Annotated in this window: 20 protein-coding genes; 7 read left to right on the plus strand and 13 right to left on the minus strand. The window is 66.7% G+C overall.

Annotated features, from left to right (window positions below; translation table 11 throughout):
* Positions 1 to 106: 106 nt before the first annotated feature.
* The 7 genes from ACFSCV_RS05840 to ACFSCV_RS05870 form a co-directional block, all read right to left on the minus strand.
* Positions 107 to 1,741 (minus strand): OFA family MFS transporter, encoded by a 1,635-nt coding sequence (locus ACFSCV_RS05840; protein ID WP_378797904.1) that lies wholly within the window; start codon positions 1,739 to 1,741, stop codon positions 107 to 109.
* 234 nt (positions 1,742 to 1,975) lie between these two features.
* On the minus strand, positions 1,976 to 2,494 hold the full coding sequence (locus tag ACFSCV_RS05845; RefSeq protein ID WP_378797906.1) for a flavin reductase: 519 nt from the start codon (positions 2,492 to 2,494) through the stop codon (positions 1,976 to 1,978).
* 54 nt (positions 2,495 to 2,548) lie between these two features.
* Positions 2,549 to 3,322, minus strand: coding sequence for a pyrimidine utilization protein D (gene rutD / locus ACFSCV_RS05850; RefSeq protein WP_378797908.1), 774 nt, complete (start codon positions 3,320 to 3,322; stop codon positions 2,549 to 2,551).
* 20 nt (positions 3,323 to 3,342) lie between these two features.
* Positions 3,343 to 3,732 carry a pyrimidine utilization protein C gene (gene rutC / locus ACFSCV_RS05855; protein ID WP_378797910.1) on the minus strand — a complete coding sequence of 130 codons (390 nt, stop codon included), beginning with the start codon at positions 3,730 to 3,732 and terminating at the stop codon, positions 3,343 to 3,345.
* A gap of 10 nt (positions 3,733 to 3,742) precedes the next feature.
* The gene (gene rutB / locus ACFSCV_RS05860) at positions 3,743 to 4,480 is read right to left on the minus strand and encodes a pyrimidine utilization protein B (protein ID WP_378797911.1); all 738 of its coding nucleotides are present in this window, start codon (positions 4,478 to 4,480) and stop codon (positions 3,743 to 3,745) included.
* Positions 4,480 to 5,568: a pyrimidine utilization protein A gene (rutA, locus tag ACFSCV_RS05865; protein WP_378797913.1), complete on the minus strand. Its 1,089-nt coding sequence runs from the start codon at positions 5,566 to 5,568 to the stop codon at positions 4,480 to 4,482. The genes rutB and rutA overlap by 1 nt, the downstream gene beginning before the upstream one ends.
* A 231-nt stretch (positions 5,569 to 5,799) precedes the next feature.
* Positions 5,800 to 6,858: a hypothetical protein gene (locus ACFSCV_RS05870; RefSeq protein ID WP_378797915.1), complete on the minus strand. Its 1,059-nt coding sequence runs from the start codon at positions 6,856 to 6,858 to the stop codon at positions 5,800 to 5,802.
* A 625-nt stretch (positions 6,859 to 7,483) separates the two neighbouring features.
* On the opposite strand from ACFSCV_RS05870, the gene ACFSCV_RS05875 reads away from it, so the two are divergent.
* Both ACFSCV_RS05875 and ACFSCV_RS05880 read left to right on the plus strand, forming a co-directional pair.
* The gene (locus ACFSCV_RS05875) at positions 7,484 to 8,227 is read left to right on the plus strand and encodes an SDR family NAD(P)-dependent oxidoreductase (protein WP_378797917.1); all 744 of its coding nucleotides are present in this window, start codon (positions 7,484 to 7,486) and stop codon (positions 8,225 to 8,227) included.
* A gap of 403 nt (positions 8,228 to 8,630) precedes the next feature.
* Positions 8,631 to 11,120 (plus strand): P-type ATPase actuator domain-containing protein, encoded by a 2,490-nt coding sequence (locus tag ACFSCV_RS05880; RefSeq protein WP_378797919.1) that lies wholly within the window; start codon positions 8,631 to 8,633, stop codon positions 11,118 to 11,120.
* 37 nt (positions 11,121 to 11,157) lie between these two features.
* Here the strand turns inward: ACFSCV_RS05880 and ACFSCV_RS05885 are convergent, their stop codons facing one another.
* On the minus strand, positions 11,158 to 11,478 hold the full coding sequence (locus ACFSCV_RS05885; protein WP_378797920.1) for a hypothetical protein: 321 nt from the start codon (positions 11,476 to 11,478) through the stop codon (positions 11,158 to 11,160).
* Position 11,479: 1 nt separating this feature from the next.
* Entirely contained in the window at positions 11,480 to 12,394 is a 915-nt protein-coding gene (locus ACFSCV_RS05890) for an exopolysaccharide biosynthesis protein (RefSeq protein ID WP_378797921.1), read from the minus strand.
* A gap of 417 nt (positions 12,395 to 12,811) precedes the next feature.
* Between ACFSCV_RS05890 and ACFSCV_RS05895 the strand changes: the two genes are divergently transcribed.
* The 3 genes from ACFSCV_RS05895 (at position 12,812) to ACFSCV_RS05905 (ending at position 16,219) form a co-directional block, all read left to right on the plus strand.
* Positions 12,812 to 13,219 (plus strand): hypothetical protein, encoded by a 408-nt coding sequence (locus tag ACFSCV_RS05895; protein WP_378797923.1) that lies wholly within the window; start codon positions 12,812 to 12,814, stop codon positions 13,217 to 13,219.
* Positions 13,220 to 13,282: 63 nt separating this feature from the next.
* Entirely contained in the window at positions 13,283 to 13,609 is a 327-nt protein-coding gene (locus ACFSCV_RS05900; protein WP_378797925.1) for a hypothetical protein, read from the plus strand.
* A gap of 3 nt (positions 13,610 to 13,612) precedes the next feature.
* On the plus strand, positions 13,613 to 16,219 hold the full coding sequence (locus ACFSCV_RS05905) for a heavy metal translocating P-type ATPase (RefSeq protein WP_378797927.1): 2,607 nt from the start codon (positions 13,613 to 13,615) through the stop codon (positions 16,217 to 16,219).
* 51 nt (positions 16,220 to 16,270) lie between these two features.
* Here the strand turns inward: ACFSCV_RS05905 and ACFSCV_RS05910 are convergent, their stop codons facing one another.
* Both ACFSCV_RS05910 and ACFSCV_RS05915 read right to left on the minus strand, forming a co-directional pair.
* The gene (locus tag ACFSCV_RS05910) at positions 16,271 to 16,657 is read right to left on the minus strand and encodes a hypothetical protein (protein WP_378797929.1); all 387 of its coding nucleotides are present in this window, start codon (positions 16,655 to 16,657) and stop codon (positions 16,271 to 16,273) included.
* Between the two features lie 63 nt (positions 16,658 to 16,720).
* Positions 16,721 to 18,214 (minus strand): APC family permease, encoded by a 1,494-nt coding sequence (locus ACFSCV_RS05915; RefSeq protein WP_378797930.1) that lies wholly within the window; start codon positions 18,212 to 18,214, stop codon positions 16,721 to 16,723.
* A gap of 592 nt (positions 18,215 to 18,806) precedes the next feature.
* Between ACFSCV_RS05915 and ACFSCV_RS05920 the strand changes: the two genes are divergently transcribed.
* Positions 18,807 to 19,256 carry an RrF2 family transcriptional regulator gene (locus ACFSCV_RS05920; protein ID WP_378797933.1) on the plus strand — a complete coding sequence of 150 codons (450 nt, stop codon included), beginning with the start codon at positions 18,807 to 18,809 and terminating at the stop codon, positions 19,254 to 19,256.
* A 288-nt stretch (positions 19,257 to 19,544) separates the two neighbouring features.
* Here the strand turns inward: ACFSCV_RS05920 and ACFSCV_RS05925 are convergent, their stop codons facing one another.
* Positions 19,545 to 20,243 carry a DNA alkylation repair protein gene (locus tag ACFSCV_RS05925; protein WP_378797935.1) on the minus strand — a complete coding sequence of 233 codons (699 nt, stop codon included), beginning with the start codon at positions 20,241 to 20,243 and terminating at the stop codon, positions 19,545 to 19,547.
* Positions 20,244 to 20,383: 140 nt separating this feature from the next.
* Positions 20,384 to 21,901, minus strand: a complete 1,518-nt coding sequence (gene pdxR / locus ACFSCV_RS05930; protein ID WP_378797937.1) for a MocR-like pyridoxine biosynthesis transcription factor PdxR — start codon at positions 21,899 to 21,901, stop codon at positions 20,384 to 20,386.
* Positions 21,902 to 22,147: 246 nt separating this feature from the next.
* Here pdxR and ACFSCV_RS05935 point away from each other — a divergent pair, with 246 nt between their 5' ends.
* Positions 22,148 to 24,277: a molybdopterin-containing oxidoreductase family protein gene (locus ACFSCV_RS05935; protein WP_378797939.1), complete on the plus strand. Its 2,130-nt coding sequence runs from the start codon at positions 22,148 to 22,150 to the stop codon at positions 24,275 to 24,277.
* The last annotated feature ends 596 nt before the right edge of the window (positions 24,278 to 24,873 follow it).

Raw genomic sequence — 24,873 nt, forward strand, 5'->3', positions numbered from 1 at the left:
TCGAAGGCGGACGATCCGCCATCATCTGCTTAGAGCATCGTGGCGTGGAGCGCGAAAGGCCCCGCCGGCCCGAGGGTGGGCCTGCGGGGCGGAGGAGCTCGTTCGCTCAGTGCAGCAGGATCACGGCCTTCTGGAGGGTGATCAGCACCCCCACGGCGAGCGGAACGCCGACCGCCGCCCAGGCGAGCGCGACGAGGACCGGCGACGTCGTCGCGGGTGCGACCGGCGTGTCCGCGATCGAGGCCTCGACGGCGGAGCCCGCCGCCCCGGCCGGCGCGGCTTCCGGCATGTGATGACGCGCCGCGACCGGACGGACGGCGAGGTTGCAGACCATGCCGATCACGAGCAGGCCGGCGAGAATGTACATGGTCTGGTTGTAGGCCTCCGCCGCCGGCAGGCCCGCGGCCAGCTGGTGCTCGCGCAGATAGTTCACAAGCACCGGGCCGAGGATGCCGGCAGTCGCCCACGCCGTCAGCAGCCGTCCGTGGATGGCGCCCACATACTTGGTCCCGAAAATGTCGGCGAGATAGGCCGGCGCCGTCGCGAAGCCGCCGCCATACATGGAGATGACGACGCCCATGGCGAGCACGAAGAACAGCGTGGTGCCGAGCCCCGCGAGCGTCGGCGCGGCGACGTAGAGCGCGAAGCCGGCCGCGAAGAAGATCGCGAAGGTGAGCTTGCGGCCGAGCCTGTCCGACGAGGTCGCCCAGACGAAGCGGCCGCCGATGTTGCACAGGCTGAGCAGGCCGGTGAAGCCGGCCGCGATCGCGGCGATCTGCGTCTTCTGAGCCGCGCTCAAATCGCCGAAGGCGACGTCGAGGCCGATCAGCTTGCCGCCGAACACCTCCTGCAGCATGGGCGAAGCCATGCCGATGACGCCGATGCCGGCCGACACGTTGAGGCACAGCGCGGCCCAGATCAGCCAGAACTGCGGCGTCTTGGTCGCAACATTGAGATGCACGTTCGCAGACGACACCATGGCGCTCTTCGACGCGGCGGGCGGCGTCCAGCCAGCGGGCTTCCAGCCCTCGCGCGGCACTCGGTAGCCGAGCGCGCCCGCGACCATGAAGACGGCGTAGATCGCCGCCATCGCCACGAATGTCTGCCACACGCCGACCGAGGTCTCGGTCGCGAACTGGCGCATAAGCCAGTCGGCGAGCGGAGCGCCGATCATCGCGCCGCCGCCGAAGCCCATGATCGCCATGCCGGTCGCCATGCCGCGGCGGTCGGGGAACCATTTGATCAGCGTCGAGACCGGCGAGATGTAGCCGAGGCCGAGCCCGACGCCGCCGATGACGCCCGAGCCCAGCCACAGCATCCAGAGCTGATGGGTGTAGACGCCGAGCGCGGAGATCAGCAGGCCGCCGCACCAGCAGGCCGCCGAGACGAGGCCCGCCTTGCGCGGGCCGGCGCGCTCCAGCCAGCCGCCCCAGATCGCGGCGGAGCAGCCGAGCAGCACGAAGAACAGGGTGTACATCCAGCCGAGCTGGCTGATCTTCCAGTCACAGCCCGTGGCGACGAGGCCGGCGAGGAAGCTCATGTCGGCCGGGCAGGCGATCGGCTGCGCGATCCCGACGGCGCGCGACAGCGGCAGCCAGAACACGCTGAAGCCGTAGGCCATGCCGATGCAGAGATGGATGGCGAGGGCGGCCGGCGGAACGAGCCAGCGGTTGAAGCTGGGCGCGGCGACGGTGCGTTCGCGGCTGAAGAAGCCGGCTTCGGCGGCGATGGTGGCGGACATGGATCCTCCTGGCGGGGCGCTCGATCGCGCGGTCTCCGCCGCGCTTGGCCAGCCGGGTCAGCAATGTCCGGGCCATGTCAGGAAATCATCTGTTTCCAACAGGTTGATGGTTTTCGCCGCGATCTTCCGCGGACATTATGTCCGGGCCAGCCGCCGCGGCGGCGGCGCGCATGGACAAAATGTCCAGTTCCCGCGCTCGCTGCAGGCGCGGCCGGGCCCCGCCCGGCGCATCCGTCACACCGCGTGGTAGCGACGGTCGAAATAGACCAGGCCCGCGGCGACATCGTGCAGATGCACATCCATGACGTGGCAGAACAGGACGTCGTGGCTGCCAAAGGACGACACGTCGACGATGCGGCAGTCGAACGCGGCCGTCGCGCCGATAAGCGCAGGCGCGCCCGACACGCCTGCGCGCCACTCCGCCGCGGCGAAACGCTCGGGCGTCGGCGTCTGGCCGCCGAACAGCCGCGACAGGGCTTCGTGCTCGGGGGCGAGCACGTTGACGCACAGCGCGTCGTTGCCGGCGAAGGTCTCGAACACCGAGGCCGAGCGGTTCAGGCAGACGAGCAGCGACGGCGGCGCGTCGGAGAGGCTGCACACCGCGGACGCTGTGAAGCCCGCGCGCCCGGCCGCCCCGTTGGTCGTCACGATGGTCACGGAGGCTCCGAGCCGCGACATGCCCTGCCGGAACCGCTCGCGGCTGACGGCGCTGCGATCGGGATCGGCCGCAGGCCGTCCGGTCATCGCGTTCATGGGCGCCGCCCGGCGCCTGCGTCGACCGGCCCAGGGCGCCGGCCGGCGGCCGTCTCAGAGGTCATCGAGGAACTCCCGCAAAACGGAGTTGAAGGCGGCGGCTTCCGTCACGGTCGAGGCGTGGCCTCCGGTCCCGAGTTGCAGCCGGCCGCGCGGAAGCCCTTCGGCGAGGTCGCGCGAGGCCGTCCAGGGGACCAGAACGTCGTCCGTCGCCGCGACGACCAGCGTGGGGGTCGGAACCTCCGACAGCCTTCGCGAGACGTCGAAGGCGCTCAAAGCCGCGATCCGCCGCAGCAGCGTGTCCTCGCCCTGGAAGCCTTCGATCGCGTGCGCCTCATCGGCGGCGAGACGCGCCTCGTTCGCCGCGATCCATTCCGCGGGATAGAGGAAGATCGCCTGAGCCCGCACATAGGCCGCGACGCCCGCATGCCGCAGGAGCGCAGTGCGGGCCTCGAAACAGCGCAGGGTCGGTGACGCGATCTTCGCCCAGGCGTTGACGAGCGTGAGGCTTGCGAGCCGGTCCGGCCGCCTGAGCGCGAGATCGAGCCCGACGAGGCCTCCGAGCGCGTGGCCGACGAAGTGGACCGGCCCGAAGCCGCCGTCGTCGAGGATGTCGAGCACGTCGTCGGCCATGTGGCCGATCGAGTAGCCGTCCGGCAGCGGACCGGCGTTCGCGCCGGCGCCGCGATGGTCGTAGACGACGACGCGGTATCGCTGCTCGAGCGCGGCGAGCTGCGGCTTCCAGTAGGCGCCGAAGCCTCCGAGGCCGGTTGACAGCACGACCACGCCGGCGTCCGGCCCCGTCAGGCCCGTCACGTCATAGCGCATGACGAAGGTCCTCGTCCGGCTCAGGCTTTGCCGACATGGGCGATCGAGGCGATCTCCACGAGCGCGTCGGGCTTCACGAGGCCGCACTGGATGCAGTAGCGGGCCGGGCGGTCCTCCGGAAAGTACTCGGCGTAGACGGCGTTCATCGCGGCGTAGTTCGCCCAGTCCGTCAGGAAAATGTGGTTGAAGGTGATGTCCGTCATCGCGCCGCCCGCGGCCTCCACGACGGACTTGATGATCTCCAGCACATGGCGCGTCTGGGCGGCGACGTCGCCCACATGGACGACGTTGTTGTCCTTGTCGAAGGGCAGCGTGCCGGAGACGTAGAGCACGCCGTCGGCGAGCGTTCCGGGCGAGTAGGGCGCGATCGGCTTTCCGGTTCCGGGCGGGGTGATGATGGTCTTCGGCATCGGAGCTCCTTTAAGCCTTCGCGGCCGGGGTCTGGGAGATCGCGCCGCAGAAGTCGGCGGTGGTGGACACCCAGCCGAAGAACTTCTCGACGTTGTAGAGGCTCGCCTCGCGGATGAAGTCCGGTCCGAGGTGGTGCACGGCGTCGTCGAGCACGACGCCGAAATACTCGAGGTGGAACGCGTCCCTGAGCGACGACTCCACGCAGACGTTGGTCGCGACGCCGACGAACACCAGCGTGCGGACGCCGCGCGAACGCAGCACGCTGTCGACATTGGTGTTGAAGAAGCCGCTGTAGCGCGTCTTCGGGATCAGGATGTCGCCGGGCTGCGGCTTGAGTTCGTCGATGATGTCGTAGTCCCAGCCGCCCTTCGCGAGCAGCGTCCCCTTGAGCTCCGGCCGGGCGCGCATGGTCTTGAGCGCGTTCGACTTGTGCCAGTTGGGGGAGCCCGGGCCCCCGGCCTCGACATAGTCGGGATCCCAGCCGTTCTGGAAATAGACGACGGTGACGCCCGCCGCCCGCGCGGCTTCGAGCGTCTTGCCGATCTGCCGGATGGCGGGGGCGGCGCCGGAGACGTCGAAGCCGGCGATGTCGACATAGCCGCCGGTGGATGCGTAGGCGTTCTGCATGTCGACGACGATCACCGCGGTCTCGCTCGGCCTGAGCGTCAGCGGCTCCGGCCGCGCGGGCAGGACCACATGGTCGTCGGAGGACGGCGCGACATAGCCGGCGTGGAGCGGCGCGGCCATCAGACCGCCTCCGCCAGTGACGCGGCCGCCGCGCGGGAGCGCATCAGCGGCTGGATGCGTTCGCCGAAGTCGTCGACGCCCTTCACGAAGTCGTCGAAGGTCAACAGCACGCCCTCGCAGCCGGGCACCGTGTCGATCTCGTCCAGCATCCTCGCGACGTTGGCGTAGGAGCCGACCAGAGTGCCCATGTTGATGTTCACCGCCGACGTCGGGTCGGCCATCTGGCGGACATTGGTGTCCTTGCCCGACGACTTGTCGACGTTCGACTGGTCGACGAGCCATTTCAGCGCCTCCTCGTCGGCGCCGGACTTGTAGAGCTCCCATTTCGCACGCGCCGCCTCGTCGGTTTCGTCGGCGATGATCATGAACAGGGCGAAGGAGGTGACGTTCCGCCCCGTCTCGTCCGTCCAGCGGCTCAGCCTCTCGACCGTCGAAGCGAAGGCGGTCGGCGTGTTGAGGCCCTTGCCGAAGCAGAAATTGTAATCGGCGTATTTCGCGGAGAACGCCATGCCGGCGTCGCTCTGCCCGGCGCAGATGATCTTCATCTCTCCTTCCGGCCGCGGGCTCAGCCGGCAGTCGTTCATCTGGAAGAAGTCGCTCTTGCGGTCGGAGCTGCCCGTCTCCCACAGATCGCGCAGGATCTGGACGTATTCCGCCAGATACTCGTAGCGCCGGCCGAAATACTCGTCGCCGGGCCACAGCCCCATCTGCGAATATTCCGGCTTCTGCCAGCCGGTGATGAGATTGAGGCCGAAGCGTCCGTTCGAGATCGAGTCGATCGTCGAGGCCATGCGGGCCGCGATCGCCGGAGGCACGACCAGCGTCGCCGAGGTCGCGAACAGCTTGATGCGCGAGGTGACCGCCGCGAGCCCCGCCATCAGGGTGAAGGACTCGAGGTTGTGGTCCCAGAACTCGGTCTTTCCGCCAAAGCCGCGCAGCTTGATCATCGACAGGGCGAAGTCGAAGCCGTGCTTCTCCGCCTTCTGCACCACCGTCTTGTTGAGTTCGAAGGTCGGCTTGTATTGCGGCGCGGTCTCGGAGATCAGCCAGCCGTTGTTCCCGATCGGGATGAATACGCCGATTTTCATTGTCCGCGTCCTCCTGCTCCGGCCGATCGAGCGCATGGCCGCCCGATCGGTCGTGCATTTCGCAAGCAGGCTGCGTGCCAGACGAGGATGCCTCAGCTTTTTCAGCGCCTTGGCCATAACGATCGGAATCTGATCGGACCAAATGGTCTGTTTTTGAGCAGTTGGTCCGATTTTGCCGCCATTTCTCGCCCAGCGAAGAGGCGCGTTGCGCCCACGGGCCCTTGTCGCGCCTCAGCCGTGTTGCTCGGCCATCCGGCGATCGACAAGACGGTGGAGGTCGAAAGCGTCGAAGTCGCTGGCGGGCGCTGGGATCGGAACGTCGATGTCTCCGTTCCAGAACGCGACCGTCCCGAGGGTCAGCCGCGCCCCCTTCTTTCCCGGCCATTCGTCGAACCGGCTGTGGATCGACCGTTCGAACGGCAATTCGGCGTCTGCGACCTCGATGCGGTCGAGCGGGAAGCCCCCGGTCACCGGCACAAACTTCAGCTCGAGCCCGTCGGTGACGCTGAACCAAGTCTCTTTGAACCGCGCGCCGGACGGCCCGGCGAGCTTCAGCATCGCGCGGCAGTCACGGGCGTTGACATAGAATCCGATGCAGCGGCCGGCGCTCGGGAACTCGATTGCATCGCCGGCGCGGAGCTCAATGTGCTCGAAGGAGAGCAGCCTGTTCTTGCGCACGGACAGGGCGCGGCCCGGGATCAATTGCTCGGGTTTGAAGACGCTGAAGTTGCCGGAATAGTCGACCGTGGGGGCGCGCTTCGGGGCTACGTAGTCCGCAAGCGCGAGTCCAAGCTGATATCCGGCCGCGTAGGAGATCTCGCGGCGAGGATGGCCGACATGCTCGTAGAGGCCGGGCTTTTCGCCCAGAATCTTCCGCCCGTATTTGAGGGTCAGATCCCGGAAACTGACGAATTGCGAGCCGCAGGCGGCCGCGATCACGCGCCGTTTCAGATACTGCGGCGAGGCCTTCTTGATGAAGTTCACCTTGGTGAAGCCAAGCGTGATCAGGTTGGCTCGCGAGGCCAGTGTCGACATAAGCTCGAAGATGAGCCGGTTATTGTAATTGATGTCGCCGATGCGCTGCGAAAGATGTTCATCGTTTACGATGCAGTCCAGGATAACATGATCGTATCCTGACAGGTCGTCGGCCAGATTGGTCACGAACTGCATCCCGGGGGACGCGCCAACAATATGCTTGTCAATTTGAGCTTCAGGTAAAGCAGCGCGGAAACCGTAGGTCCAACCATCCTTGAGGATCGAGTTCGACGTGCCGAGGATCAAGATCTTCATAAAGGCCTTTCGAGCTCCATAAGGCTGCTTTGCAAACGGCGCGCTCCCTGAGTGTCTTTTTCCGTTCTTGGCGTCTCGGCCTTTCATGATCGGGATCTGATGAGATGGCAACGGACCGGACGTCGCGGTCCCGCGACCATTTGCCGGAGGCGTGAAGTCGCGGGCAGGCTCGCGCCGGTCAGGCTGGCCGCGCCGGAGTCCGGCCCGGCCGCCGACGTAGGATTGTTCTGCCACGGCAGAAAACTTAATATCTGTAAGTGATAAAATCAGCGTATAACTATAGTATAAATGATGGAATTGGAATTATTATTCATGTATACGTGTTCTAATAAATATTAATCATCTAAATAAATATCTTATATTATCTGACCGTCGCGCTCTCGCCGGCTAGCTCGGCCGGCCGGTTCGCGCCGTCGGGACGGTCGCTGCAGAACATGGCGAGCACCGCGCTTGGGCCTTCTCCACGCCGAGCGTGTGGCGGCTCCTCAGCCGTATTTTAAATAGCGATCGCTACAGTAAGCCTTGACAGGTCCCGCCGAGATAAATACCGATCGGTACAGTACCGGTCGATATGAAATCTACCTTCCAGATCCGTCCGGCGCTCGCGCCGTCAAAGGAATTCCTCATGTCTAACTCACTTGAAGGCAAGGTCGCGGTGGTCACCGGCGGCAGCACCGGCATCGGCCTCGGCATCGCCAAGCGCTTCGTGTCCGAGGGCGCGACCGTGGTGATCACCGGGCGTCGCCGGGCCGAACTCGACGCCGCGGTCGCGGAGATCGGCGAGAAGGCGTCGTCCGTGCAGGCCGACGTTTCCGTCCTCTCCGACCTCGACGCGCTCTACGCCGAGGTCTCCAAACGGCACGGCCGCATCGACGTGCTGGTCGCGAACGCCGGCGGAGGCAGCCTGGCGAAGCTCGGAGAGATCACTGAGGAGCACTTCGATCGGACCTTCGCCATCAACGTGAAGGGCGTGCTTTTCACGGTGCAGAAGGCGCTGCCGTTGATGAAGCAGGGCGGCTCGATCATCGTGACCGGCTCCACCACCTCGATCATGGGAACCGAGGCGTTCAGCGTCTACAGCGGCACGAAGGCGGCGATCCGCAACTTCGTGCGCAGCTGGATCCTCGATCTCAAGGGCAGCGGGATCCGGGTCAATGTCCTAAGCCCCGGGCCGATCGACACGCCGGCGCTGCGCGGCGTCGCGGACCAGGCGCCCGGTCTGCTCGAGCATTTCTCCGCCGTGGTCCCGCTCGGGCGCATCGGCGATCCCGACGAGACCGGCAAGGTCGCCGTCTTCCTCGCCTCCGACGCCTCGAGCTTCGTGAACGGCGCGGAGCTGTTCGTCGACGGCGGCCTGGCGCAGGTTTGATTCTGACCGCCGGGGAGGGGTCTTCCTGTCTCCGGCGGCTGGCGCGGTAAATTACGTCACGACAGTGTAAATTCCAATTAAACCACAATTTCGATAGATAATAATTGACAGGGCGTGTCGGCTGAGGACGATGGGCGCGTCTGGCGGGCGTAGACACGCCCGACAACGACTTCCTGCCCGCGACCCTCACGAGCGTCGCGGGCTCATTTCGATGCGGACAAGATCAATGGCCGTTCAGGGCGTTTTCATTCCGGATCGTCTTCGGCTCCGCAAGCGGCGCGGCTCGTGACGAGGCCGCCTGCTCTCGTGCGGACGATCGCCGCGGAACCGCCGCTCGCTTTCTCCATTCTCCGCAACCTCTCCAAGGCGCTCGCGTGACCTCCGTTTTCGTATCGAGCCTCGCATGAGCGATCCTGCGAAGCTGCGCATTTCGCCTGGCGCGGGCGGGGTCTCCATCTGGAGCGAAGAGCTGTTCGGGGCGCCCGACGCTCACCGCCTTCGGGACTTCATCGCCAGGGCCTTCTCGGTCGAGGACGTCGCGAGGCTCGAAATCCGCAGCGCTGACGCCTATGGGCGCATCGCTTACGCCCCGACCGCGGCGCCCGAAGGCGTGTGGCGGAAACTCGCCCAGGCCCTGCGTCGGTCGGCACATACGGACGATCCCGATCAGGCGCTCCGTAACGGCCGGGCCTCGCAGAAGACCTTAGAGGCCGTTGGCGCGGCTCATCTCTATCTCGGCCATCCGGCCCGACTGCCGATCCGCGTCAGCCGTGTCGGCGGGACGCTGTCGACCTGGCGGCTCCGTCCAGTGGGGAACGACGCGGTGCGGCTTTCGCATCCGGCGCTTCACCGCAGACGCGATCTCCGCCACCGCCTCGAGGAGCAGATCGCGGCGATCTTCGGCGTCGGCGAGGTGCGCGATCGTTCGTTCTCGTCCGACGTCGTGCTGCGCTTCGATCCCGGGATTCTGACGCTCGAGCGGCTGGCGCGCGAGCTCGAACGCGCCTGGCCGGCGCTGATCGAGGGCGAGGACGAGCCGCCTTCGGCGAAACGGCTGTTCACGGCGGGCTCTCTGCTGACGCTCGCGGCCGTCGCGCAGTTCGCGGCGCCGGCCCTGCGTCCGGTCGCGGTCGGCGCTGTGGTGGTCTACGCCGCGCCAAACGTCGTGGCCGCCATCCGGCAGGCGCGCCATGGGCAGGTGGGCCTGCCGGCGCTCTATTCGTTCGGCCTCGGCCTCATGCTGCTGAGCGGCCTGCCGCTCACAGGCACGATCATGGCCTCGCTGATGCAGCTCTGGCCCTATCTCGCCCACCGCACGATCGTGAACCGGCAGCGCAGGCTGTTCGCCGCGCATCGCAAGCGTCCGACCTGGGCGCGGGTCGCGGGACGGACGGTCGAGATCGAAGTCCATGTCGACGATCTGAAGCCGGGCGACGAGGTCGTGGCGCGGGCCGGCGAGACGGCGCCCGTAGACGGCGTCGTAATCGCGGGCGCCGCCTCGGTCGCCGACGTGCTCGGCGGATGGGCCAGCCCGCTGCGGGACGTCGCGCCCGGCGACGCGCTTTATGCCGGCGCGCTGGTGCGGGACGGCGAGGTGACGATCCGCGTCGTACGGGCGGGCGACGCGACGGCGGCCGCGCATGTGGGCAAGATTCTGCCGCACGCGGCGTTCCGAAACCTGCCGTCGCTGTTCGACGCGGAGCGCGTCGCGAACCGCAACGCCAAGCCGGCGCTGGCGCTCGCGACGCTGAACCTGCTCACCGTTCGCGCGCCGCGCTTCTCGCAGGCGGTCATCCGGCCGGACTACATCACGGCTCCGCGGCTGAGCGCGCAGCTGTCCGCGCTCTACGACCTCGCGAGCGGCCTTGAACGGGGCGTGCTGTTCCGCAAGCTCGCGGCGGTGGACGCGTTGGCGGACATCGATGTCGTGGTGTTCGACGACAGCGCGGGCCTCGACCGGCGCCGCCTGGCGGTCGACCAGATCGCGGCGCCGTCCGGCTCCGCCGAGGACGCGCTCGCTTACGTGGCCACGGCGTTGGCGTCTGACCGGTCGGAGCGGGGTCTGGCTGTCGCGCGATTGGCTGCCCGGAGAGCTTCGGCCAACGTGGAGGCCTACGGATTGCGCCGAAGCGCGGGCGCCATACGGTTTCGCGATGCGCTCGACCGCGAGGTCATTGTGGCGTCGCCCGCCTATGTGGAGCGCGCCGGCGTCCGGCTCCCCCCGAAGCTCGAGCGGCTGGCGGCTTTCTTCGAAGATCCCGACGGTAGGCCTGTCATTGCGTTGCGCGACGGCGCTCCGCTTGGCGTCGTAACCTTCCGCAGGCGGGGCGAGGCCGAGGCCGCGACGACGATAGCGGCGCTGAAACGACAGAATCCGAAGCTCCGTTTCGTCCACGTGTCAGGCCGGCGAACGGCGGCCGCGCGTGCGGCGGCCGACGCGGCCGGGATCGAGTTCGCGTTCGGCGGGCTCGACGCCCGCGGTAAGATCTCGGTCCTGAGGGGGCTCGGGCGGCGAACGATCTGGGTCGGCGACGGCGCCGCGCCTGAGGCGGTCGAGATCATGGCCGCCAGCGACGTCAGCGTCTCGGTGGCGGGCTTCGGAAAGGCGCCGACCGATGCGGCCGACGTGATCCTGCTGCGTGGAGAACTCGCGGGCCTGCCGTCGTTGAACGACCTCGCCGCTGCGCGCCGCGCGCGCATCCGGGGCGATTACCGCACGATCTACGCCGCGAACCTGCTTGGCGTCGCGGGCGCATTCCTGGCCAACTTCGGCAGCCTGCAGTCCGGACTGCTGTCGAACCTCGGATCGGGGCTGGTCTACGCGCGGCATGTGCGGCGGCTGAACCGCCTGATCGCCGCGATCGAGGCGCAGCGCGGACGATTGGTCGGGTGAGGACTACAGGCCGGAGCCCTCTGGCCGACCCGTTCCGTCAGGCGGCCGAGATGAACTCCGACTCCCGGAGCACCGTTTCGACCAGCGTGTGAAGCTCGGCCTTCCGCTTGGCTGTGAAGCCGACCTTCGCCCAGACCGGCGCGGTCGCGAAGACTTCGACCTTCCCGGCCGAGAACTCGACCTCGATGTCAACCGGATCGATCAGGATGTGGAGTATGTCGGCGTCCTCCTCCCAGCCATACTCGAACGGCTTGGGAGACAGCCCGGCGTTCTTCTCGATGTTCGCTTCGAGCGCCTCGCGGCGCTCCTCGTTCAACGGCGTGTCGATGTCGAACTCGTAAATCTTCTGTCGCTTCATCTCAGGCCGTCAGCAAGGATTTGGATCGGAGCGCCCCGGGCAGGGCGGGTTGGGTCGGGCGAACGGCGCGCCGCTTTGTCGTGCGCGGACGTTCGTCGGCGGAAGAGCGCTTCGCCGCCCGATCGTTGACCGCGTGCTCGCGCTCCTGACGTTCGGGCGCCCGGCGCTCGGGATCCCACCATAGAAGCATGTCCGCCCATTCGAAGCGCAGGATCGCGGCGAGGCGCGTCCAGCCGCGCTTTTCGCACATGCGCGCCAGCGCATTGGAGCCCGCCTTTCGGGCGAGCTTGCGCAGCCATTTCGCGACCTTCGACTTCAGGATCCTGCCGGTGAAGCCCGAGGTCGCGATCAGAGCCAGCGAGATCAGGCCCGCTACGACGCCGAGCAGGATCGCAAGTCCGTCCTGCTCGGCGAGACCGAGCGAGATGACCGAGACCGACGCCGCATGCAGCGGGTCGAAACCGATCACCGGAAACGCGATCGCGACCCCGAGGATGAAAAGCAGCAGGCCGATGACGCGGCGCGCCAGAGGGCAACTCGCCCAGCGCAGGCGGGGTTTCGAGATCTTTTCGGCCGCTTCGATGACGGGGGCGAGCGCGTGGATGGCGACCGCGAGCGAACGACGCGGCACCCTGCGGCTCAGCACGGCTTTGGGAAGGCTTGTGGTTTTGCGCCCGGCGATCATTTGGCCCGCCAGAAGCCCGGTCGAAACGCCGTTAATCGGGGGCATGTCCGGAACGGGCACGATCGACGGCATTGAGAAGAAGACGAGCGAGGCTTCCGTTCTGTCCGCCCCGAGGCAGTCGAGGATCTGACCGACCGTAAAAACGTCGACGCCGGGATTCGCGGTCAGGATGCCGCGCAACAGATCCGACGTGCGGGCCATCGCGTTCGGCCGGAGAACAGTATCGGCCATCACCGGCCCCTTGCTCGGCCGTCGGAGCCGTTGGGCCGCTGGTCTGACCATCTATCGACGCCTTGCATATCGACTCATTCGACTTGGCTTTTACGTCAGCGACGTCACAGTTTTCTGACGCTGCCTCGGCCCTGAGGTTCCAACCCGTTCCGGTCTGGCGCCGTCCTTGCTGCGACAGATCGACATGAACGCCTGCCGGCGCCGTCATCCGTTTGACAAAAACGATCGTCGCCGTTACGCGTCACCTTCAGTCTATAGAATTAATGGATTAAATAGACAAGATGGCTTCGGCGCTCGCTGCTCGATCCTTTGGATAAAGACCCGACCCGAACCGCCATCGGCGGGCTGAAATCCTTCAGGCCGTAGAGTTATGAAGACTTCCCGGACGCCCTCCTTCACGACGTAAAAGGACCTGCCATGGCCGCCGCCACCGCCGAAGCTTCTGACAGCAATCCCCTCTCCATCCTCGGCGACGCGCTCGAAGCGGCGGCCCAGTCGATCGGCGACGCACGCGCCGACGCGAGCGAGCAGGCGAAGGTCGCGGCCCGAAAGGTGAAGTCCGGCGTGTCCGCCGGCGCCTATCACGCGGCTTACGGGCTCTCATTCGGCGTCGTCTTCGGCGCCGTGTTCCTGAAAGAGCTCCTGCCCGAGGACAACGCGCTTCGCCGCGGCTTCGAGGACGGGGCGGAGGCCGCCATCGACGCCGTCGCGAGCCGCCGCGTCGCCCGCGAGCCGGTCGAGGCTGAAGCCGCCGAGCCCGCAGCGGAGTCGGCCCCGAAGCCCAAGGCCCGCAAGGTCGTGATCAAGTCGCGCAAGGCCGGCTGATTACGTGCGATGCGGCCGGGTTCCGGCCCCGCCGCGTCCGCCATCCTTCAGGAACGGTCCGTCATGTCGTCATCCCATGAAGCTTCGAAACGGCCGGCCGCGCCCGGCGCCGTGAAACGGCGGGCGCTGCCGCAGGGGCGGTCGCCGTCCTACGAGATAGACTTCCCCCGGCGTCCGAAGGGGGTTTCGATCATCGCGGCGCTGTTCGGTTCGTTGCGCGAGGCCTGGTCGCGCGGCGGCGAGGCGGTCGCCGACGCCTACGCGTCCAGCGCGCGGGTCGTGCTCGACCACAAGGAAGCGCTTGAAGATCTTGCCGCCGAACGACGACACGGGCCGCGCCCGGAAGCGTCCACGAAGAACCGCGCCGCCAAACTCGAATCCGGAAGCTGATCCATGGCCACCGTCCAGCCGTCGACGAAAGCGCAATCCAGGACGCGGGCGACCGGGCCGGGCGCGCAGCGCGCCGGTTCGTCAGGTCTCAACGCCGGGTCCCGCCGAACGCGGCCGCGCGGCGCGTCGGCGCCGGGGACGCCCGACCTCAAGGTCTCGTTTCCCTCACCCAGCCGCGTCCGCTTCACAAGCGCGCGGCTGTTCGGGGATCCCCGCAGCGCCACGGCGCGCGACTTCTTCGAGCGCGCGTTCCAGGCGCCGAACGTCGCGCAGATCGAGATTGACGGCGCGACGCGGAGCGCCGAACTCTTTCTCACTGCGCCGCTGGCGAAGGGCGAGGGCGTCAGCGCGCTCGCGTCGCTGCTGGCGCGGCCGGTCGGCCGCGCCGATCCTTCGGAGGCGCTGATCTTCCCGGAGGACTTCGGTCGGGGATCGACCCGCGCCATACGCCTGCAGCGCTACGATCGCCGGTTGTCGAGCTGGACGACCCGGCACGCGCTGCCGGGCCGGGTGCGGCTCTACAACCCCGGCCTCGTGCGCCGGCGTGACGTCTGCCAGCTCGTCGAGCGCGAGTTCATGAACACGTTCGGGGTCGACCGCTATTCGACCAACGTGCTCACCGGCACCGTGCTGGTGCATTTCAATCCGAAGCAGCTCAAGCTCGCCCAGATCATCGCGCTGCTAGACGCGGTCACGGCTTCCGCGCCGGACGCCGAGCCCTCGCCGGTCGATCTCGATCTGCCCATCAACACGGCCTCGGTCGCGCTCGCGGTCGCGAGCCGCTTTTTCGTCCCGGCCCTGGCGCCGGTCAGCGCGGCGCTGTTCCTCTACTCCGTCATCCCGAGCTTCAAGTCGGCCTATGAGGTGGTCTTCAAGGAGAAGCGGATCGGCGTCGACGTGCTCGACGCGATCGTGGTCACGGCGTGCCTCGCCACCAACCAGGTGCTCGCCGGCACCGTGCTCGGGTTCACGCTCTCGGTCTCGCGCCGCCTCGTCCAGAAGACCGAGGACGACTCCAAGAAGATGCTGCTCAACGTCTTCGGCAAGCAGCCGCGCTTCGTGTGGCTCGAGGTCGACGGCGCCGAGGTCGAGACGCCGCTGGAGAAGCTGAAGCTCGGCGACGTCATCGTGGTGCACACCGGCGAGACCGTGCCGGTCGACGGCGAAGTGGTCGACGGCATGGCGATGGTCGACCAGCACACGCTGACGGGCGAATCCGCCCCGGTCGAGAAGATCAAGGGCGACCAGGTCCTCGCCTCCACCACCCTGATCGCCGGCAAGGTGAGGATCGCGGTCACGAGCGCCGGCGACCAGACGACCTCGGCCAAACTCACCCGCATCCTCAACGACACCGCCGGCTACAAGCTGAAATCCCAGTCGCGCGGCGAAGAGCTCGCGGACAAGGCGGTCGTCCCGACGCTCGCGCTCGGCGGTCTCGGCTACGCCCTGACGGGCGTCAACGCCGCGACCGCGGTGGTGAACTGCGATCTGGGCACCGGCATCCGCATGGCGGCCCCCATCGCGATGCTGACGTCGCTGACGCTCTCCGCCGAGCTTGGCATTCTGGTCAAGGACGGCCGCGCCCTGGAGCAATTGAAGAACGTCGACACGTTCCTGTTCGACAAGACTGGAACGCTGACCCGCGAACGGCCAGAGGTCGGGCGCGTCCTGACCTATGGCGAGCATTCGGCCGACCAGATCCTGACCTGGGCGGCCGCGGCCGAGAAACGCTTCAGCCACCCGATTGCGAAAGCGATCGTCGACAAGGCGCGCGAGCTGAAGCTGGACCCGCCGGCGATCGACGACTCCAAGTACCATGTGGGCTACGGCATCACGGTCTCGGTCGACGGCCACACGGTCCGCGTGGGCAGCGCCCGCTTCATGGAGCATGAGGGCGTCGAGCTGCCGGCGGCGCTGAAGGCCGAGATCGAGGCCGCACATGAGGAGGGGCACTCCCTTGTCATGGTCGGCGTCGACGACAAGCTCGGCGGCGCGCTCGAACTGCAGGCGGCCGAGCGGCCCGAGGCCAAGGCCGTCATCGAGGGCCTGCGTGCCCGTGGGGCCAAGCAACTCGTCATCATCTCCGGCGACCACGAGCAGCCGACAAGGAAGCTCGCCGAGAAGCTCGGGATGGATCGGTACTTCGCCGAGGTCCTTCCGCAGGACAAGGCCGCCTATGTCGAGTTGCTGCAGAAGGAGGGCCGCACGGTCTGCTTCATCGGCGACGGCGTGAACGATTCGATCGCGCTGAAGACCGCCAACGTCTCGATCTCGCTGCGCGGCGCCTCGTCGATCGCCACCGACACGGCGCAGGTCGTGCTGATGGAGGACAACCTGACGAAGCTCCTGCAGCTCCGCGACGTCTCGCAGGAGCTGAGCCGCAACATCAGCCGAAGCTGGGGCGTGATCCTGATCCCGAACATCATCTGCATCGCGGGCGCTCTGCTGGGCGGCTTCACCGTGATGCACTCGATGATCTTCAATCAGATCGGCGGTCTGCTCGCGGTCGGCAACGGCCTGCTGCCGCTGCGCAAGGCGTCGGCGATCCGGCTGGAGAAAGAACGACTGCAAGCGGCGAGATCGCTCCCGCCGCCTGTCGCCGCAAAGTGACGATGAGGCCCCGCGGCGCCAACGCGCCGCGGGGCCTTTGAATTTTTCGGGTCAGTCCTCGGCGGCCGCGGCCTTGCGACGCGAGCGCTTCGGGGCTTCAGCCTCAGGCTCGACGGCCTCGGCCGCAGCCGCCTTGCGCTCGTCGATGGCGTTGAACGCCGCGTGGGCGCCGTCCTCGAAACCGCGGCGCACCGCGTTTCCGGTCGGCAGCAGCTCCTTCAGGAACACGGCGGCGAACACCACGCCGTAGGACGCGCCATAGGCGCCCTTGTAGGCGCCGACGCCGATCGCCGCGCCCGCCTTGCCGGCGGCCGACTTTACCGAGGCGCCGGCGCTCGCGCTGGCGTTGCCGATGTAGTCGATGGCGTTCTCGACAGCGTGCGAAACGCCTTCGAGGGCGCTGTGCTGCGGGGTCTCGATCGTCTCAGTCGCGCTCATGTCTCATCTCCATGTCGAGCGTGAAGCGGCGGCCCGGAGGGCCGCCGCGATGATGTCCGGGCTTCAGCCGACGCGCTCGGCGGCCGGAGCCACGGCGAACGGCAGCGGCGCGGCGTCGACTGCTCCCTTCATGGTCGCGATCATGCGGGGGCGCCGGATACGCTCGACCAGAAGCCAGGCGGCGCCGATCAGCATGTAGGCCAGGAACAGGCCGGCCAGCAGCGAGTCCGGGAGGCCGATCGGCGGGAACAGTTCGCTTCCCGGAAGACCGAAGGTGCCGAGCAGCGGGAGCGCCAGGAAGGCGAGGCCGGCGGCCGAGTAGGCCACGGCGCGCGCGGTCAGCCGCCCGATCGAACGCAGGTAGAGCGGCGCTGCGATGGTGATCAGGATGTAGACCGTGATGAAGCCGAAGCTGCAGAGCGTGCCGAAGTACCCCTGGGCGTCGAAGGCGCCGACGCCTGAAAGATAGACCGCCGTCGGCGCCGCGAAGGTGATCAGCGCCGCGACGGCGACCGCCACATGGGGCGTGCGGTTGGTCTCGTGCGCCTCGCCGAGGGCCTCGAAGAACAGGCCGTGGCGAGACATCGAGTAGATGATGCGGGCGGTCGAATTGATGGCCGCGAGCGTGCAGGCGAAGAAGCTCAGCACCACGCCGATGGTGATGACGGTTCCGAGCGGGCCGACGCCGAGCTTGGCGGCCAGGTGGTCGAGCGGAGCCTCTGAGGTCGCGAGCGACGCGGTTTCGCCCTTGAAGCCCAGAACCACGACATAGGCCATGAAGATGAAGACGACGCCCGAGAAGACGACGGAGTGCATGACCGAGCGCGGGATCGTCTTCAGCGGGTCCTTCGCCTCGCCCCCGAGCGAGGTCGAGCTCTCGAAGCCCGAGAACGCGAAGATCGTCAGCACGACGCCGACCAGGATGCCGCTCGGGGTCGCGCCCTCGAGCCTGAACTGCGAAGAATCGATCTCGAAGCCGTGCTGGCGCCAGATCAGGACGCCGAGGATGACGATCGAGACGATCGCCACCGCCTCGAACACGAGCATGGTTTTGGCCGAAAGCTGGATGTTGCGCATCGCGACCCAGCCGGAAACGCCAGCGCCGATGGCGAACCACGCCAGGATCGGAAGCTGCAGCCCGGTCGCCTGACCGAGCAGCACATTCGCCACGATGGCGAAGCCGCACAGCGTCGACATGCCCGTGAGCGTGTAGGCGAAGACCAGCGCCCAGCCGCCAAGGATGCCCGACGTCGGGCCGAGGCCGCGGACGATGTAGGTGTAGAGCGAACCTGGAGAGGCCGAGCGGGTCGCGAACTGATTGACGTTGAGGCTGACCAGCACGAGCCCCAGCATCCCGAGCAGAAAGCTCAGCCAGGTGCCCGTGCCCGCCGACGCGAAGATCAGGCCGATGATCGCGGCCGGCACGGTGGAGGGCGCGATCACCGATACCGACTGCGCCAGCACCTCCGGATAGGACAGGCACTCACGACGCAGGCCGCCGATCACGGGAGCCACGGCCTCGTCATTGGCGTCCAGGGCGACAGGCTGGGTCTGCATGATCGGGATCACCTCGCTCCGATAGGACCGAACGCGGCGAACGCCGCCGCATCAACGGACCGCTAAGGCGCAAGTCTCCGTTCTCCCCGGCCCGAAGGCGGCGAGGCGTCATGCCTGCGTGTTCACGTTCCGCACCGAAAGCCGACGAGCCGAGAGCTTTTCGACGCTCTCACAGCTTCGTCATCAGTACGTCATTTAATGCACTGCAAAATGCAGGTTTGCAATGCGCGAAGCACAAATTTTTTTGCCTAAGTCATTCATTTCGCAATGAAATACCTATTCCCTACTAGGGATAGGGTATTTCCGGGATTAACGTCCGCGTGGCGCCGCACAGCGTCATGACCGTCAAAAATATGTCACTCGGCCACATGCATGTCTACATATAATACTAAATCGATCGATTTTGATTGAGATTTCGATCGGGTTGGCGTTCTATGCGCTGGTTGACCGACACCGGAATCGCCATGCCCCGTAGCCGCGTCCCTAGGCGAACCTTCCTGCGCCATGCGTCAGGCGCGGCTCAGGCGCCGGCGGGCGCCGAAATCGCTCCGGCGCAACGGGCGGTCGCGCCGCGCTTCGGCGAGCGTGCCGCATGCTGACCAAGAAGGCCAAGTATGGCGTCAAGGCGATGCTGCATCTGGCCAGGCTCGACTATGGGCAGTCCGCCTTCGTGGCGACGATCGCGGAGCGCAACGACCTGCCGAAGAAGTTCCTCGACGCGATCCTGACCGATCTCCGGAACGCGGGGCTGCTGCTGAGCAAGAAGGGCCGGAACGGCGGCTACACGCTGGCGAAACGACCCGAGGACATCTCGATGGGCGCGATCATCCGCGCCCTCGACGGGCCGCTCGCGCCAATCGCCTGCGCGAGCCGAACCAGCTACGTTCCCTGCAGCGACTGCGGTCCAATCGAGCAGTGCGAAATCAGGTTGATGATGCTCGACGTGCGGGAGGCGATCGCAAACGTGCTCGACCACCGCACGCTTGCGGAACTGCGGGACGCCCGCGGCGATCTCATGGCGAGCTTCGTCTATCAAATCTGAGCGTCGGGGCCGCACAGCGCCGGGCCCGGCTCAAGGCCGGGAAACGGGGGAGGGCCCGAGTAGAAAGCCGCGGCGAGCCATTTCGCGAGGGCGGCTTCCTCCACCTGCCGGCCGAAAAGCCCCATTCGCTCTGGACCACAGGCGAGGCCGCGGCGATCCAGGTCAATGGGACTGGGCGGTTCGGCCTGAACTACGTCAAATTCGGCCGATGAACCGTCGAAGGACCGCCGACGGCGGTTCAAACCTGATCGATCGCGACGAGCAAGACGAAAGAGCCGCTATGGCGGCTCAGGCCTTCCGATGAAGGCGCTGCAGCGTCTTGTCGGAGGTCAATTCCGCGCTCGCGTCGCGGCCGATCCAGCGCGCTGTCTTGTCGCTCGAAGCCGCCAGCTTACTGGCGAGGGCGACCGCCGGGCCATGGCAGCCAAGACTTCTCTTGCCGATATTGCGTAAAGCCCAGTTCACAGATTTTCGAACGTAATTTCGGTCATCCGTCGAATGACGCTCGATCAACGGCAGCAGTGCTAAAAAGGTTGTGTCCGGTTCGGTCTTTCGATGAACCGCCATTCCCGCGATCATGGCGAAGGCCGTGCGGCGAACAAACTCGCGTTCATCTTCTGCGAACTCCGTTACGAGCGTGTCAAGACCAACTTCCACGTACAGATCCGCGGCCATGTCCACGATTTCCCAGGAGTCAAAATCGTTCGCCCACGCAATGGCCTCCTCCGCAGTGAATCGACGTGGCTCTGCGGTGTAGATCGCCAGAACGCGCGCCTCGCGTATCGCCGTACGCCACAGCGCGAGCGCGCGGCCCTGATCTCGACCGACTTGCTTGGCCAATCCCTGCAGGGCCGGATTGGCGAGGCCGAAGGCCTTGTCGACGCGTATTCCTACGCGTCGCATGGAGGTCAACGTCTGCTCCGACCCCACGCTTTCGAGGTGGGCGACAATGTCAGCGGCGGATGAAGAGGGAGAGAGACCGGCCAAGATCGAGGATCCCCTTCCTTCGGATAGCGGTATTGGATCGACTGGCGCGGAGCTGCTTTGGGACGCTAGCGGGCGGATAAAAGGGTCTGGTCGGGAGGCGTCGGCGGACGACCCATCCTAGGCGTTTTCTCCTCACGGGTTCACGGCCTGACGCCCGATAGAACGTCGTCGCGGCCGTCGTTTCCAAAGGTTCCGCCGGAGCTCAAGGTGCGTTTGAGCTTTGAGATCGCTTCGGCGACCTTGCGTTCGTCGAGGGAGGAATAGCCGAGCACAAGGATGTCGTCCGCGGCTTCCCCGTTAAAATCGAAGGCCGCTCCGCTCGACAGGGCGTAGGCGCCGACGCCCGCCTCCCGCGCCATGACCTGGACCTCGCGGGCGCTGGGAAAGCCCTCGGGGAGGCGCCATGTCAGATGGAGGCCGCTGTCGGCGCCCGAGATCCGGGGGGTGTCGAAATGGGCGTGCAACGCCGCGACGAGCGCGTCGCGGCGAGACTTGTAGACCTGGCGAAGCCTTCGCAGGTGCCGGTCGAAATGACCTTCGTTGATGAACGCGGCGAGCGTCGCTTGTTCAAGCCAGGCCTGGCCGTTGCTCATCCGGGCCTTCAGCAGCCGGGCGTCGTCCCACATCTGACGCGGTACGACCGCGAAGCCGATGCGCAGGCCGGCGCCGACCGACTTCGAGAACGTCCCCGCGTACAGGACGCGCCGTCCCCGGTCGAGGCCCGCCAGCGACGTCAGAGGCGGGCCGTCGTAGCGGAAGTCGCTGTCGTAATCGTCCTCGACCACATAGCTGTCGGTCTCCTCCGCCCACCTCAGCAGGGCCAGCCGACGCGCCAGCGTCATCATCACCCCGGTCGGAAACTGATGGGAGGGAGTGACGTAGAGCAGGCTGCCCGGCGACGTCGGCAGGCGATCCGTCTGTATGCCGTCCCCGTCGACGGGGATCGGGTGGATGGGGAGCGACGTGCTGCTGAAAAGCATCGACGCGCCGAGATAGCAGGGGTTCTCGATGCAGAGCTGGCGCGTATGGGACCGGAGCAGGTTGACCACGAGGTTGAGCGCGTCCTGGCCGCCGGCCGTGACGATGATCTGGTCCTCGGTCACTCCCATGCCCCGCGCGCGGCCAAGATGGTCGGCGATCGCGCGGCGCAGGTCCGGCAGGCCGGCCGGATCGCAGTAGTCTGTCAGGTAGCCGCTTTCGTCGGCTAACAGACGGTTTACGATCCGCCGCCAGGCCCTGAGCGGGAACGACGCCGCGTCGGACCGCCCGACCCAGAAATCGAACGCGGGCCGATCGCCGCCCCCGCCGGGCGAGCCCGCGAAGCAGAGCAGGGGCTCGGTGGCGGACGCCTCGGCCGCCGGTTCCTGGGCGGCGGCCTTGCCTGCGTCGCGGATGAGGATGAGCGCGTCGGGCGGGATGGACGTAACGTAGAGGCCCGCGGTCCCTCTCGCCTCGACATAGCCTTCCGCGGTCAGCCGCTCGTAGGCGATGAGCGCGGTGTTCCGCGAAATCCCGAACCGCTCGGCCAGCATCCTGCTCGGCGGCAACGCCATTCCCGCCCTGAGCCGACCGTCGAGGATCAGGGCGCGAACCTGTTCGAAGATCTGCGCCTGCAGGGATTTCCCGCAGCCGTGGTCCAGGGAGAGCGTAAGTTCCACGAAGCAGCCGACCCGATCCTTGGCGCCATAAGTGGCGCGACAAGCTTCGGACTTTGAGGACCAATCGGCGACCTGTCCATGCGTCCATCGATAGGGCGCCGCCTCCGCGATGTGCATTGGCGCCATGGATCGAGCCGTGATTGGCACTTCCTCCCGCCCAAATTTCTAGATGTTCTAGTTCCAATGCGCCATGCGACGGGCGGCGACGCCCTGCGTGAAAGACGCGCCTGCGCGGGAGGGACCTGTATGAACGATCACGTGAAATCGCTGTCGTTTTATGGCGGCTGTCCGCACGATTGCCCCGACACCTGCTCGATGATCTTCGAGGTCGCCGACGGCAAGCTGCTCGGCGTGAAGGGCAACCCGGACCACCCGATGACGCGCGGCACGCTCTGCGTGAAACTCAAGAACTACGAGGAGCGCCATTACCATCCGGACCGGCTGCTCCACCCGATGAAGCGGGTGGGCCCGAAGGGATCGGGCCAGTTCGAGCGCATCACCTGGGACGAGGCCCTCGACACGATCGTCACGCGCTGGAAGGCGATCATCGACCAGTACGGCCCGCAGGCGATCGCGCCCTACAGCTATCTCGGCAATCAGGGGCTCGTGCACGGACTGAACGGCGGCGACGCCTTCTTCAATCGGCTCGGCGCCACGGTCATGGAGCGCACCTTCTGCGGCGAAGGCTCGTGCACCGCATGGCTGCTCACCGTCGGCCCGACCGCCGGCCTCGACCCCGAGAGCTACATCCACTCGAAGTACATCGTCATCTGGGCGTGCAACTCGGTCTCGACCAACCTGCACCACTGGGCGATCGTGAAGGACGCCCAGAAGAAGGGCGCAAAGGTGGTGGTGATCGACAGCTATGCGTCGCGCACCGCGAAGGGCGCCGACTGGCACATCGCTCCGAAGCCCGGCACCGACGGCGCCCTCGCCATGGCGCTCATCAACTCGATCATCGAACAGGGCCTGGTCGACCAGGCCTACGTCGACAATTACACGGTCGGCTTCGAGGAGCTGAAGGAGCGCGCCTCGACCCGCACGCCCGAATGGGCGGCGGAGATCACCGGCGTGTCCGCGGACGACATCCGCAAGCTGGCCTATGAGCTCGCGACCGCGCAGCCGGCGGCGATCCGCATGGGCGTCGCGCTCGAACGCCATTACGGCGGGGGACAGACCATCCGCGCTGTCTCGTCGCTCCCGGCTCTGACCGGCGCCTGGCGGCATGTGGGCGGCGGCGTGACCCAGTTCCCGGTCTGGGAGCATCCGTACAAGTTCGACGTCATCTGCCGGCCGGACCTGATCCCGGAAGGCACCCGCGTGGTCTCGAACCTCCACATCGGCCGGGCGTTGCTGGGCGAGGGGCTCGGGGACGGCCCTCCCATCATGTCGCTGATGTGCTGGAACTCGAACCCGGTCACCCAGGCGCCCGAGACCGACAAGATCGTCGAGGGATTGATGCGCGAGGACCTGTTCCTCGTGTCCGCCGAACACTTCATCTCGGACACCGCGTCCTACGCCGACATCCTGCTGCCAGCGTCGATGGGCGCCGAGATGGAGGACATGATCCTCTCCTGGGGCCATCTCTACCTGACCTACAACACCAAATGCGCCGAAAGCCCCGGCGAGGCGATCCCGAACAACGAGATCTTCCGGCGTCTGGCGGCGCGGCTCGGCTTCGAGGAAGACAACTTCAAGTGGTCGGACAGCGAGTGTCTCGAGCACTACGTCGACTGGTCGTCGCCGGCCTGCGACGGCGTCGACCTCGATTACATGCGCAAGCACGGCTTCGCGCGGCTGAAGGTCGGCACGCCGGACGATCGGGCGCCGCATAGGAACGGCAATTTTCCGACGCCTTCGGGCAAATGCGAGTTCAAGGTCGAGGGCGCCAAGAACTTCGTGGCCCCGCCGTTCCGCCAGATGTACCTCGGCTTCCAGCCCGGCGAGGACCTGGACCCGCTGCCGGACTATGTCGGGGCGCGCGAGAGCCACACGAACGATCCTGAGCTCGCGAAGCGCTTCCCGCTCAACATCGTGAGCCCGAAGAGCCACGCTTTCCTCAACTCCTGCTACGCCAACATGAAGGACAAGCAGCACGTGCAGGGCGAGCAGTTCGTGCTCATCAGCCCGGTGGACGCCGGCGTCCGCGGCATTCGCGAGGGAGACAGGGTCAGGGTCGCGAACGACCGCGGGGCCTTCAAGGGCGTGGCGCGCATCACAGACGACGTGACGTCCGGGATCGTGGTGGCGACGCTCGGCTACTGGCGCCAGCTCAACGAGGGCACGGTCAATTCGATCTCGTCGCACCAGTTCGGCGACATGGGCCACTCGCCGACCTTCTCCGACAACCTCGTCGAGGTGTCGCTGTCGAACTGACGATAGGAGGCGGCGCGTCAGGCGCCGCCTCTTATCCCCGCCCCGGCCGAAACAGACGCGCATTGGCGCCTTGCGCCTACGGCGACCGAATTGAGGCGTACTTGGCTCAGTACGCGGCTGATGGATCATGTCGGCTGAGCGTCTGAACGGCGGTCTGGCGCTGTCGCGCGCCAGCCGGACAGTCCGGGCCGAGCCACGGCGCTGCGTTCAACGAGCGTCCTCTAACAGAACCGCGCTGGCGAGCCCATTCGGTCAGTAACCGCCGGTCAAGCGCTGGCGCAGATGGCCATGTAAACACTCCGGTGACCAAGCGCTGTTCGCGCGCGTATCGGGCGCCTCCCTTAGGCGTTGCTCCGCAAGGCCGTCGAGCGCTCGGTATTGAACGGATCAACTCAGCAAATGTCGCGAAGCTTTTGCTCGCGGAGCGGCGGCGGGAGCTTCACGTCGCCTTGACCCCGTGCTTCGGCGGCTCGGGAGAACCAATCACCCAACCTCAGCAAGACGTTCCCAAACGGGAAGACCGCAGCCGCGGTCCATGAACACGATTGAGCAGATTATGAACATCATCACATGTTGTCTAAATCTGACGAGCGGAG

The organism is Methylopila henanensis (assembly GCF_042681025.1).
Lineage (GTDB): Bacteria > Pseudomonadota > Alphaproteobacteria > Rhizobiales > Methylopilaceae > Methylopila > Methylopila henanensis.